8 protein-coding genes and 1 tRNA gene are annotated in these 12833 nt (G+C 59.2%); all 9 read left to right on the plus strand.

Features of this window, described 5'->3' with window-relative positions; genetic code table 11:
- Positions 1–110: 110 nt before the first annotated feature.
- The 9 genes from rpsU (at position 111) to IF199_RS27415 (ending at position 12825) form a co-directional block, all read left to right on the plus strand.
- Complete coding sequence (rpsU, locus tag IF199_RS27375; RefSeq protein ID WP_002551877.1) at positions 111–326, plus strand: 30S ribosomal protein S21; 216 nt, start codon at positions 111–113, stop codon at positions 324–326.
- Positions 327–807: 481 nt separating this feature from the next.
- On the plus strand, positions 808–2775 hold the full coding sequence (gene dnaG, locus IF199_RS27380) for a DNA primase (RefSeq protein ID WP_192559135.1): 1968 nt from the start codon (positions 808–810) through the stop codon (positions 2773–2775).
- Between the two features lie 67 nt (positions 2776–2842).
- Positions 2843–4690 (plus strand): RNA polymerase sigma factor RpoD, encoded by a 1848-nt coding sequence (gene rpoD, locus IF199_RS27385; RefSeq protein WP_096817878.1) that lies wholly within the window; start codon positions 2843–2845, stop codon positions 4688–4690.
- A 126-nt stretch (positions 4691–4816) separates the two neighbouring features.
- Positions 4817–8563 carry a bifunctional diguanylate cyclase/phosphodiesterase gene (locus tag IF199_RS27390; RefSeq protein ID WP_102619783.1) on the plus strand — a complete coding sequence of 1249 codons (3747 nt, stop codon included), beginning with the start codon at positions 4817–4819 and terminating at the stop codon, positions 8561–8563.
- Between the two features lie 15 nt (positions 8564–8578).
- Positions 8579–8655: transfer RNA gene (locus tag IF199_RS27395), tRNA-Ile, on the plus strand.
- A gap of 203 nt (positions 8656–8858) precedes the next feature.
- A complete protein-coding gene (locus IF199_RS27400; protein WP_192559136.1) occupies positions 8859–9419 on the plus strand; it encodes a PBECR2 nuclease fold domain-containing protein in 561 nt (186 codons plus the stop codon).
- 308 nt (positions 9420–9727) lie between these two features.
- Positions 9728–10189: an Lrp/AsnC family transcriptional regulator gene (locus IF199_RS27405; RefSeq protein WP_007959884.1), complete on the plus strand. Its 462-nt coding sequence runs from the start codon at positions 9728–9730 to the stop codon at positions 10187–10189.
- Positions 10190–10335: 146 nt separating this feature from the next.
- Complete coding sequence (locus IF199_RS27410) at positions 10336–12018, plus strand: flavin monoamine oxidase family protein (RefSeq protein ID WP_096817873.1); 1683 nt, start codon at positions 10336–10338, stop codon at positions 12016–12018.
- A 12-nt stretch (positions 12019–12030) separates the two neighbouring features.
- Positions 12031–12825 (plus strand): carbon-nitrogen hydrolase family protein, encoded by a 795-nt coding sequence (locus IF199_RS27415; RefSeq protein WP_096817871.1) that lies wholly within the window; start codon positions 12031–12033, stop codon positions 12823–12825.
- The last annotated feature ends 8 nt before the right edge of the window (positions 12826–12833 follow it).

Below are 12833 nucleotides of genomic sequence, written 5' to 3' on the forward strand. Positions count from 1 at the left end.
GCATTCCGAGCGTTGAGGGGTTAACATCCGCAACCCTTAAAAACCGACGTCTTCAAGTGCTCTTTTGCCGCGAGGATGTTGACCCCGGTAATGAATGAAGGTAGCTCTGGATGCCAGCCGTCAAAGTTAAAGAGAACGAACCCTTCGACGTAGCTCTGCGTCGTTTCAAGCGCTCCTGCGAAAAAGCCGGTGTACTGGCTGAAGTTCGTAGCCGCGAATTTTACGAGAAGCCAACTTCTGAGCGTAAGCGCAAGGCAGCAGCCGCTGTTAAGCGTCACGCCAAGAAAGTTCAGCGCGAACAGCGCCGCGCCGTTCGTCTGTACTAATACACAGACGATCGTAGCAAGCTTCTGCCAAGCCCGGCCCTCAGCCGGGCTTATGGCATTTGCGTAAAACGCTTGATGCTTCACCGTCGAAGCCGCACACGCGACCGAGACAAATCCGCTTCACCGCGTCAGGCCTGGCTCTTTTGCCAGCGGTGCACGTCTTTTCTGACGAGCCTTTCAAGGCTACTGACGAGCACACCCACTGATTCCTCTTACGACGATCAGCCCAAGGCACCTGCTTGCGTGCCCGTTTCATGAGCTATCCGAGGCCAGCATACCGGCCGTCAGCGGATTCAGCGCAACACTTTCAAATAGTCGAAGACTGATGAGTACTAACGTCAGTGAATTTTCGGCAGATACACTTCCCGACAGCGATTACGTCAACGACACTGGTCGAGCCGCACTTTATCTTGCGCGCCTCACACCATGATCGTCCGGCCGCCCTTCGCATCGGACCCATTACAGCGCAGACGAGAACGCCATGGCCGGGCTGATTCCCCAGAGCTTCATTGACGACCTGCTGAACCGCACCGACATCGTCGACGTGGTCAGCTCGCGCGTGCAACTGAAGAAGGCCGGCAAAAACTACACCGCCTGTTGCCCGTTTCATAAAGAGAAGACCCCGTCGTTCAGCGTAAGTCCCGACAAGCAGTTCTATTACTGCTTCGGCTGCGGCGCTGGCGGCAACGCGCTTGGTTTTCTCATGGATCACGACAACCTGGACTTCCCCCAGGCCGTCGAGGATCTGGCCAAGGCGGCGGGCATGGAAATCCCGCGCGAAGAAGGTGGCCGCTCGCACAAACCGCGACAGCCGACCGATTCGCCGCTCTATCCGCTGCTGACCGCCGCCGCCGATTTTTACCGGCAGGCGCTCAAGAGCCACCCGGCACGCAAGGCTGCCGTGGACTACCTAAAAGGTCGCGGCCTGACCGGCGAGATTGCCCGAGACTTCGGCCTCGGCTTTGCCCCACCGGGCTGGGACAACCTGTTCAAGCACCTGAGCAGCGACACCCTGCAGCAGAAAGCCATGATCGACGCCGGCCTGCTGATCGAGAACGCCGAAACCGGCAAACGCTATGATCGCTTCCGTGATCGTGTGATGTTCCCGATCCGCGATACCCGTGGGCGCATCATTGCCTTCGGTGGCCGAGTTCTCGGCGACGACAAGCCGAAATACCTGAACTCGCCGGAAACCCCGGTATTCCATAAAGGCCAGGAACTCTACGGCCTTTATGAAGCACGCAAGAACAACCGCAACCTCGACGAAATCATCGTCGTCGAGGGCTACATGGACGTCATCGCCCTGGCCCAGCAAGGCCTGCGCAATGCCGTCGCGACGCTGGGCACGGCCACCAGTGAAGAACACCTGAAACGTCTTTTTCGCGTCGTGCCGAACGTATTGTTCTGCTTTGACGGCGACCAGGCCGGCCGCAACGCCGCCTGGCGCGCACTGGAAGCTACGCTGAGCAGCCTGCAGGACGGTCGCCGCGCGCGCTTCCTGTTTCTGCCTGAAGGCGAAGACCCGGACACCTTGATCCGAGCCGAAGGCACCGACGCCTTCCGGGCGCGAATCAACCAGCACGCACAACCGCTGGCGGACTACTTCTTCCAGCAACTGACCGAAGAGGCCGACCCTCGCTCGCTCGAAGGCAAGGCGCACCTGGCCACCCTTGCCGCGCCGCTGATCGACAAGGTGCCGGGGGCCAACCTGCGGATCCTGATGCGTCAGCGCCTGACCGAAATCACCGGTCTGAGCAGCGAGACCGTCAGTCAATTGGCCCAGAGCGCACCACAGGAAGCGCCGCCCGCCTACGATCCAGGCATCGATTACGACGCAATACCGGACTACAGCGACTACCATCAGCCGCAGGCACAGGACATGTATGTGCCGCAGCAGGAATGGACGCCGAAGAAATCCGGCGCCGGCGGCAAGAAATGGGAAAAGAAACCCTGGGACAAAAATGGCAAACGTGGTGGTGATCGCGATCAACCGCGTGCCCCACGGATACCGGCCGCCGTCGAAACACCGATCATGGCCGCCCTGCGAACCGTGATCCACCACCCGCAGTTGGCCCTGAAAGTCGAGACCGCCGGTCACTTCGCGGACGAAGACAATACCAACACCCAGCTTCTGGTGGCCTCGCTTGAGGCCGTACAAAAGAATCCTCAGCTAAACTCTTTTCAGTTGATCTCGCGATGGCACGGCACCGAACAGGGTCGATTGCTGACCCGCCTGGCAGAAAAGGAATGGCTGATCAACGGAGAAAACCTTGAACAACAGTTTTTCGACACCATAACTAGCTTGTCCGCCCGCCAGCGCGAGCGAAAGCTGGAACAACTTTCCAGGAAATCACGTCAAAGCGATTTGAGCGCCGAAGAAAAATCTTTGCTGCTCGAGTTGCTTAAACGGGATGTTCCTGCATCAAACCCGACCTCAACTGGCGCGTGAGGTCATAGCTCAGGTATAATCCTCGGCTTGTTTTTTGCCCGCCAAGACCTTCAGTGGATAGGGTGTTATGTCCGGAAAAGCGCAACAGCAGTCTCGTATTATTGAGTTGATCAAACTGGGTCGTGAGCAGAAGTATCTGACTTACGCCGAGGTCAACGACCACCTGCCCGAGGATATTTCAGATCCTGAGCAGGTGGAAGACATCATCCGCATGATTAACGACATGGGGATCCCCGTACACGAGAGTGCTCCGGATGCGGACGCCCTTATGTTGGCCGACGCCGATACCGACGAGGCCGCTGCGGAAGAAGCAGCCGCTGCGTTGGCAGCGGTGGAGACCGATATCGGTCGCACCACTGACCCAGTGCGCATGTACATGCGTGAAATGGGTACGGTCGAGCTTCTGACTCGTGAAGGCGAAATCGAAATCGCCAAGCGTATCGAAGAGGGCATCCGTGAGGTGATGAGCGCAATCGCGCACTTCCCGGGCACGGTTGACCACATTCTCTCCGAATACACTCGGGTCACCACCGAAGGCGGTCGCCTGTCCGACGTTCTGAGCGGTTACATCGACCCGGACGACGGCATTACACCGCCGGCCGCCGAAGTGCCGCCGCCGATCGATGCGAAAGCCGCGAAAGCGGACGACGATTCCGAGGACGATGACGCCGAAGCTTCCGATGACGAAGAAGAAGCCGAAAGCGGTCCGGATCCGGTCATTGCTGCCCAGCGTTTCGGCGCCGTGGCTGACCAGATGGAAATCACCCGCAAGGCGCTGAAAAAGCACGGTCGTCACAACAAGGCAGCCGTTGCCGAGTTGCTGGCCCTGGCCGAGCTGTTCATGCCGATCAAACTGGTGCCGAAGCAATTCGAAGCCCTGGTCGAGCGTGTTCGCAGTGCCCTGGATCGTCTGCGTCAGCAAGAGCGCGCGATCATGCAATTGTGCGTACGTGATGCACGTATGCCGCGTGCCGATTTCCTGCGCCAGTTCCCGGGCAACGAAGTCGACGAAAGCTGGTCCGACGCCCTGGCCAAAGGCAAGAGCAAGTACGCCGAAGCCATTGGCCGCGTGCAACCGGACATCATTCGTTGCCAGCAAAAGCTGACCGCGCTGGAAACCGAAACCGGTTTGACCATTGCCGAGATCAAGGACATCAACCGTCGCATGTCGATCGGTGAGGCGAAAGCCCGCCGCGCGAAGAAAGAGATGGTTGAAGCAAACTTGCGTCTGGTGATCTCCATCGCCAAGAAGTACACCAACCGCGGTCTGCAATTCCTCGATCTGATCCAGGAAGGCAACATCGGTCTGATGAAAGCGGTGGACAAGTTCGAATACCGTCGTGGTTACAAGTTCTCGACTTATGCCACCTGGTGGATCCGTCAGGCGATCACTCGCTCGATCGCCGACCAGGCCCGCACCATCCGTATTCCGGTGCACATGATCGAGACGATCAACAAGCTCAACCGTATTTCCCGGCAGATGCTGCAGGAAATGGGTCGCGAACCGACCCCGGAAGAGCTGGGTGAGCGCATGGAGATGCCTGAGGACAAGATCCGCAAGGTATTGAAGATCGCCAAAGAGCCGATCTCCATGGAAACCCCGATCGGTGATGACGAAGACTCCCATCTGGGTGACTTCATCGAAGACTCGACCATGCAGTCGCCAATCGATGTCGCCACTGTTGAGAGCCTGAAAGAAGCGACTCGCGAAGTACTGTCCGGCCTTACTGCCCGTGAAGCCAAGGTACTGCGCATGCGTTTCGGTATCGACATGAACACCGACCACACGCTCGAAGAAGTCGGCAAACAGTTTGACGTGACCCGCGAGCGGATCCGTCAGATCGAAGCCAAGGCGCTGCGCAAGCTGCGCCACCCGACGCGAAGCGAGCATCTGCGCTCCTTCCTCGACGAGTGATACCAGAACCCCCGGCCCAGGCCGGGGGTTTTGTTTATAGGGCAGATTAAATACCTCGCTCCGCCCTTCCCTCGCGCACAGCCCGTCTACACTCGAAACATTCCCCCGAGCCATAACGAGACCGTTATGCCCAGACTGGCGTCCGTGCTTTTTTTGCTGTCACTGATGATCTGGACCGCAACGGCTGACGCGCTGACTCTGACCGATGAAGAACGTAGCTGGCTGGCGGCTCACCCGGACTTGCGCCTGGGTGTCGATGCATCGTGGCCGCCATTTGAGTTTCGGGACGACCAGAACCGTTATCAGGGCCTGGCGGCGGACTATATCGATGTGATCCGTCAGCGCCTGGCGATCAAACTGACACCAATCGAACCCGTGAGCTGGACGGTGGTGCTCGAACAGGCCAAAAACGGCACCATCGATCTGCTGCCGGGCATCATGTCCACCCCGGAACGCCAGAATTACCTGGCTTTCACCCGCCCCTACCTCGACTTTCCGATCGTCATCCTCGCCCACGTCGGCGGCCCGCAACCGCGCAAGATCGAGGATCTGTACGGGCTGAAGATCGCCGTTGTCGAAAACTATGCCCCTCACGAACTGCTGCGCACGCACCATCCCGACCTGAACCTGGTCGCCATGCCCAATGTCAGCTCGGCCCTTCAGGCCCTGGCCACAGATGAAGTAGACGCGGTGGTCGGCGATCTCGCCTCCAGCGTCTGGAGCCTGCGCCAGCTCAAGCTCGACGGGCTGTATGTCAGCGGCGAAACCCCCTATCGCTATCAACTGGCCATGGGGGTGCCCCGGGACAAGAAAATGCTGGTGAGCATCCTGGATAAAGTCCTGGCCGACATGTCCCCGGAAGAAATCAGCAGCATTCAGGAACATTGGGTAGGCAACGTCCTCGATCATCGGACATTCTGGTCGGATCTGCTGGTCTACGGTTTGCCTGGCCTGTTGCTGCTGGTGATCATCCTGGCCGTGGTGATCCGCATCAACCGCCGCTTGAGCTCGGAAATTGCCCGACGCATAGACCTCGAGCAGGAACTGCGCAGCAGCGAATACCACTATCGAGGACTGGTGGAGAGCCTGTCGGCCATCGCCTGGGAAGCGCGAATCAGCGATTTCACCTACAGCTACGTTTCGCCCCACGCCGAGGATCTGCTCGGTTATCCACTGTCGCACTGGCTGATACCGGGCTTCTGGCGCAACATCATCCACCCGGCAGACCTGACTCGCGCGCAAAGCTTCTGCGATCACGAAGTCCTTGCCGGGCGCGATCACAGCCTCGATTATCGAGTGATCACCGCTGACGGCCGTTGCTTGTGGGTGCGCGATATCGTCAGCCTGATTGAACACGGCCACGAGCCGGTGATGCGCGGTCTGATGATCGACATCAGCGAAACCAAGCGCACCGAAGAAGCGCTACGTCTGTCAGAGCAGAAATTCGCCTCGGTATTCCAGCAATGCCCGGACATTCTGGTGATTGCACGGCTGTCCGACGGCTGCCTGCTGGAGGTCAACGAGGCCTTTGAAGAGCAGATCGGGCTGAGAGCCGAAGAAGTCATCGGCCAGACCGCCACCGAACTCAACATCTGGGGCATTCCCGGCGTCGGGCCGGGCCTGCTGCAGCGCCTGCAGGCTGGCAGCATCCGCAACCTGGAGATGCCCTTTCGTCGCAACAATGGCCAGGTGTTCACCGGGCTGATTTCTGCCGAACCGTTCGAGCTCGATACCACACCGGCGCTGGTCGTGGTGGTGCGCGACATTTCTCCACTCAAGGAAACCCAGCAACAACTGCAAACCTCCGAAGAGAAGTTCGCCAAGGCCTTCCACGCCTCGCCGGACGGACTGCTGCTGTCGCGTCAGAGCGATGGCCTGCTGCTGGAGGTCAACGAAGGTTTCAGCCGCATCACCGGTTTCAACAGCGCCATGTCGGTGGACCGCTCGGCGCTGGATCTGGGGATCTGGGTCAACCTCAACGAACGCAAACAGATGCTTGATCTGCTGCACCGCGACGGTTTCGTTCGCGATTTCACCTGCCACATCCGCCGCAGTGACGGGCAGATCCGCCTCTGCGAGGTGTCCAGCCGTCCACTGCCGATCGGCGACGAAGACTGCATGCTGACCATCGCCCGGGACATCACCGAGCGCCACCTGATGCAGGAAAAACTGCAACAGGCCGCGACCGTGTTCGAGAGCACCGCTGAAGGCGTATTGATCACCGACACTCAACAGCACATCAGTGCGGTGAACCGTGCGTTTACCGAAATCACCGGTTACAGCGAAAGCGAGGCGCTCGGGCATACCCCGCGCCTGCTGGCCTCAGGGCTGCACGACAGCGCATTTTACGCGGCGATGTGGCATCAATTGACTGACGAAGGCCACTGGCAAGGCGAGATTTCCAACCGACGCAAGAATGGCGAGTTATACCCAAGTTGGCTGACCATCAGCGCCGTGCGCAATCGCGACAAGTTCATCACCCACTTCGTTGCGGTATTCGCCGACATCTCCAGCCTCAAGCATGCCCAGGCCAAGCTCGACTACCAGGCCCACCATGACCCGCTGACCGGCCTGCCAAACCGTACGCTGTTCGAAAGCCGTCTGCAGATGGCGCTGAACAGCCAGCAGGAAAACGGCAGCCTGGGCGCGGTGTTGTTCCTAGACCTCGACCGCTTCAAGCACATCAACGACAGCCTCGGTCACCCGGTTGGCGACCTGCTGCTCAAGGGCATCGCCGTACGCCTCAAAGAACAACTGCGCGATATCGATACCGTGGCGCGACTGGGGGGTGACGAATTCATCATCCTGCTACCCGGCCTGCAACAGGCCGGTGATGCCGACAACATTGCCACCAAATTGCTGAACTGCTTCGGCGCACCGTTCCAGGCCGGCGAGCACGAGTTTTTCATCAGCGCCAGCATCGGCACCAGTCTTTACCCCCGTGACGGCTGTGACGTCGCCACCCTGATCAAGAACGCCGATGCGGCGATGTACCGTTCCAAGGCCAAGGGCCGCAACCGCGTCGAAAGCTACACCCGCGACCTCACCGCCCAGGCCAGCGAGCGCGTGGCGCTGGAACATGAACTGCGCCGGGCTATCGAGCGCGAAGAGCTGTACCTCTACTACCAACCGAAAATCAGCCTCGACGATCACTCTCTGGTCGGCGCCGAAGCCCTGATCCGCTGGCGCCACCCGACCTTCGGCGAGGTGCCTCCGGAGCACTTCATACCGTTGGCGGAAGAGAACGGCATGATCCTGCAAATCGGCGACTGGGTGCTGGAAACCGCCTGCCGGCAGATGTTCGAGTGGAACCAGATTTACGAATCCCTGGGCCCACTGTCGGTCAACCTGGCCGGCGCACAACTGCGCCAGCCGAACCTGCTGGGACGCATCGAACAACTGCTCAAGGACAACCGCCTCAGGCCGGATTTACTGCAACTGGAAATTACCGAAAACTTCATCATGAGCCAGGCCGAAGAAGCCCTGGCGGTGCTGCATCAACTCAAACACCTCGGCGTGCAACTGGCCATCGACGACTTCGGCACCGGTTATTCCTCGCTGAGCTACCTCAAACGCCTGCCGCTGGACATCCTCAAGATCGACCAGTCTTTCGTCCGCGGCCTGCCCGACGACCCGCACGACGCGGCGATTGTCCGCGCCATCATCGCCCTGGGCCGCAGCATGCAATTCACTGTGATCGCCGAAGGCGTGGAAACCCAGGCCCAGCAACAATTCCTCGCCGCCGAAGGCTGTGAACAGATCCAGGGCTACATCGTCAGCCTGCCGCTGCCACCGGAGGAGTTCGCCGCGACGTTTCTTCGTATAGCCGTATCAGATTTTTCGGATAGCACAGCCGAGAAACCGTCGCTATAATCCGCGGCCTACTGAGGGCCTATAGCTCAGTTGGTTAGAGCAGAGGACTCATAATCCTTTGGTCCACGGTTCAAGTCCGTGTGGGCCCACCAAACATGAAAAAGCCGCGCATATGTGCGGCTTTTTTTCGCCTGTCGTTTGGCGATTACGGTATTCAACAACGCAATGTTCGGAAGACTACCGCAAGGTCTGTAGGTAATTTCCCAAGCTGTGTTTCTACTCAGTTTTCGGCCTTGTTGGCCTTTTCTCCGAGCGAGTAATCTCCGGGCGCCGCTGCCCGCCAAGGATTACTTTCATGCTCATGAGTGCTGCGCCACTGGTCAAAGAAGCAGGTGGCCAACAAACATGGATCGACTTAGCTTTGCCCGACCTGCGAACGCTGGCCAGGGAGTTTCGGTCAGCGGTAATCGATGAGGTAAAAAGGGCAGACGATGCGCAAGGCGCCCTCAAGATTCTCCTGGCTCACTTCGGCTTCATCGACGAGGCGCTACTGGCAGTGACCATCCTCACGCCGATCGGAAACGTTGCGGTGATGAGGGACAAGCTCGCCCACATCGTCGAAAAACGCGCTGACTCACGAGAGCGCTACGTTCGGCATGCCATTGATACGCTGACGGGACCTTTTGAAATTTGGAGAATCCTGTACGACAACGGCGGATACCGCCTAGCCTTCATCAACGCCTACGAGGCAAAGAATGACATGCTCGTCGTGGTGGATGTCAGGCACGGACACGTCCTGTGGAACTTCATGCATGCCCCGGCAAGAGCTATGAACAGGCACCGCCAGGGCGAACTTCTCTACAAGAGATACGTTCTTCAGGACAAACAAAAAGGGGAGCCTGTTGGCTCCCCTTGAGTATTTGAATCCTGATATTGGCATCCTCAGGAAATGGGATGAAGAGGTCTCACCTTACACCGATGTTGCAGCATCGCTGAGGTACCTACGTCCGCTGAAGCCCTGCAAGGCAGCGGATTTCGCGCTCTTGAGGCCATTTTTGATAAAGGCAGCAGGCAAGTCAAATCATTTGTCCGTTCTTTTGTTTCAGTAAAATCCCCCGATCCAGCGACTGCCTGACCCCAGCCGTTCAATCAGCGCCCACAAGCGCCTCGCGTGACGAGCCTGTAACATGCAGCCCCATTGATCCGTACCGCTGGAGCCTGCCCTTGCCCGACATCCGCCCACCCGTGCTTGATGAAATCGACCGCCAGCTAATCGCTGCCCTGCAAATCAACGCCCGTGAAAGCGTGGCAATGCTGGCCAGGCAACTGGGCATCGCACGCACGACCGTGACTTCGCGGCTGGCGCGACTGGAAAAGGCCAAAGTCATCACCGGTTATGGCGTGCGCCTGGGCCAACGCGTCGTGGATGGCGGGTTGCAGGCGTATGTCGGGATCAAGGTGCAGCCGCGCTCCGGCAAAGAGGTGTTGCGGCGGTTGAGTGCGATGGCCCAGGTGCAGCAGTTGTGTGCGGTGAGTGGAGAATTTGATTATGTAGCGTGGCTGCGAACCGACTCGCCGGAACAACTGGATCAATTGCTGGATCAGATCGGCAGCGTAGACGGCGTGGAGAAGACCACGACCTCAATCATCCTCAGCAGCAAAATTGATCGCGGACATCCAGTCTGATCATTATATTCGTCAGATTGCAGCACCAACGCTCAAAACGACGACACTTTGCGTCTTATTAACGTGTTCTACGCTCCCTAGAATGGCTGGCATCTTTTCCTATACTCAGACGCGCATCCTGCGTCGGGTCGCCAGCAAGGTCAGCCATGAACAAGAACAATCGCCATCCTGCAGACGGTAAGAAACCGATCACCATTTTCGGCCCGGACTTTCCTTTCGCCTTCGACGACTGGATCGAACACCCGGCCGGTCTCGGCAGCATTCCCGAGCACAATCACGGCGCCGAAGTGGCGATCGTCGGTGCCGGCATTGCAGGTCTGGTGGCGGCTTACGAGCTGATGAAACTGGGCTTGAAACCCGTCGTTTATGAGGCCTCGAAGCTTGGCGGCCGTTTGCGCTCCCAGGCATTCAACGGCACTGACGGCATCGTCGCCGAGCTCGGCGGCATGCGCTTCCCGGTGTCTTCCACCGCGTTCTATCACTACGTCGACAAACTCGGTCTGGAGACCAAGCCCTTCCCCAACCCGCTGACGCCGGCCTCCGGCAGTACCGTGATCGACCTGGAAGGCAAAACCCATTACGCACAGAGCCTGAAGGATCTTCCTGCACTGTTCCAGGAAGTGGCTGACGCATGGGCTGATGCTCTGGAGGCCGGCTCGCAGTTCGCCGATATCCAGCAAGCAATCCGCGACCGCGACGTGCCACGCCTCAAAGAGCTGTGGAACACCCTGGTGCCGCTGTGGGACGACCGCACGTTCTACGACTTCGTCGCCACGTCGAAAGCCTTCGCCAAACTGTCGTTCCATCACCGCGAAGTGTTCGGCCAGGTCGGTTTCGGTACCGGCGGCTGGGACTCGGACTTCCCCAACTCGATGCTGGAAATCTTCCGCGTGGTGATGACCAACTGCGACGATCACCAGCACCTGGTGGTCGGCGGTGTGGAACAAGTGCCGCAGGGCATCTGGCGTCATGCACCGGAGCGCTGCGTGCACTGGCCGCAAGGCACCAGCCTGAAATCTTTGCACCATGGCGCGCCGCGCTCCGGGGTGAAGAAAATCGCCCACGCGCCTGACGGACGCTTCGCGGTCACCGACAACAACGGTGACACCCGCGAATACGCCGCCGTGCTGACCACCTGCCAGAGCTGGCTGCTGACCACCCAGATCGAATGCGACGAAACCCTGTTCTCGCAAAAAATGTGGATGGCGCTCGACCGCACTCGCTACATGCAATCGTCGAAGACATTCGTGATGGTCGACCGGCCGTTCTGGAAGGACAAGGACCCGGAAACCGGCCGCGACCTGATGAGCATGACCCTCACCGACCGCCTGACCCGTGGCACCTATCTGTTCGACAACGGCGACGACAAACCGGGCGTGATCTGCCTGTCGTACTCGTGGATGAGCGACGCGCTGAAGATGCTCCCGCACCCGGTGGAAAAACGCGTGAAACTGGCGCTGGATGCATTGAAGAAGATTTACCCGAAAGTCGACATCGCCGCGCGGATCATCGGCGATCCGATCACCGTGTCGTGGGAAGCCGACCCGCACTTCCTCGGCGCATTCAAGGGCGCCCTGCCCGGCCACTATCGCTACAACCAGCGCATGTACGCGCACTTCATGCAGGACGACATGCCGGCGGAGCAGCGCGGGATCTTCATCGCTGGCGACGACGTGTCGTGGACGCCAGCGTGGGTTGAAGGCGCAGTGCAGACCTCGCTCAACGCGGTGTGGGGAATCATGAAGCACTTCGGCGGGTCCACACATAAAGAGAACCCCGGCCCGGGTGATGTGTTCAACGACATCGGCCCGATCGCCCTGCCCGAGTAAGAGGAATCCCTGATGCGTGTAGCCCTTTACCAATGCCCACCGCTGCCTCTGGAACCCGCCGCCAACCTCCAGCGCCTGCAACAACTGGCGATGGAGGCCAAAGGCGCCGACCTGCTGGTGGTGCCGGAAATGTTCCTGACCGGCTACAACATCGGCAAGGAAGCGGTCGCGACGCTGGCCGAGGTCTACAACGGTGAATGGGCGCAACAAGTCGGGCGGATCGCCAAGGCTGCCGGCCTGGCGATTCTCTACGGATACCCCGAGCGCACGGCGGATGGGCAGATTTACAACGCCGTGCAGCTAATCGACTCGAATGGCGATCGCTTGTGCAATTACCGCAAGACGCATCTGTTCGGCGATCTGGATCGTTCGATGTTCAGCCCCGGCGATGGCGAATTTCCCATCGTCGAACTCAACGGCTGGAAGCTCGGGTTCCTGATCTGCTACGACCTGGAGTTCCCGGAGAATGCCCGGCGCCTGGCCCTTGAAGGTGCCGAGCTGATTCTGGTGCCGACGGCGAACATGATTCCTTTTGATTTCATTGCTGATGTTTCCGTGCGCTCCCGCGCTTTCGAAAACCAGTGCTACGTGGCTTACGCCAACTACTGCGGCCACGAAGGCGACATCCATTACTGCGGACAAAGCAGCATTGCTGCGCCGGATGGCAGCCGCATCGCCCAGGCCGGACTGGATGAAGCCTTGATCGTCGGTGAGCTCAATCGCCAGTTGATGGTCGACTCCCGCAGCGCCAACCGCTACTTCAACGACCGCCGCCCCGAACTTTACGACGCGCTCAACAAGCGCTAATCCGCTAG

Origin of the sequence: Pseudomonas allokribbensis, from assembly GCF_014863605.1 — a bacterium.
Classification (GTDB): Bacteria; Pseudomonadota; Gammaproteobacteria; order Pseudomonadales; family Pseudomonadaceae; genus Aquipseudomonas; species Aquipseudomonas allokribbensis.

Excerpts from the sequence above, each read along its gene's own strand:
- rpsU (WP_002551877.1), top strand. The coding sequence starts at position 111 with ATGCCAGCCGTCAAAGTTAAAGAGAACGAACCCTTCGACGTAGCTCTG.
- dnaG (WP_192559135.1), top strand. The coding sequence starts at position 808 with ATGGCCGGGCTGATTCCCCAGAGCTTCATTGACGACCTGCTGAACCGC.
- rpoD (WP_096817878.1), top strand. The coding sequence starts at position 2,843 with ATGTCCGGAAAAGCGCAACAGCAGTCTCGTATTATTGAGTTGATCAAA.
- IF199_RS27390 (WP_102619783.1), top strand. The coding sequence starts at position 4,817 with ATGCCCAGACTGGCGTCCGTGCTTTTTTTGCTGTCACTGATGATCTGG.
- IF199_RS27400 (WP_192559136.1), top strand. The coding sequence starts at position 8,859 with ATGCTCATGAGTGCTGCGCCACTGGTCAAAGAAGCAGGTGGCCAACAA.
- IF199_RS27410 (WP_096817873.1), top strand. The coding sequence starts at position 10,336 with ATGAACAAGAACAATCGCCATCCTGCAGACGGTAAGAAACCGATCACC.
- IF199_RS27415 (WP_096817871.1), top strand. The coding sequence starts at position 12,031 with ATGCGTGTAGCCCTTTACCAATGCCCACCGCTGCCTCTGGAACCCGCC.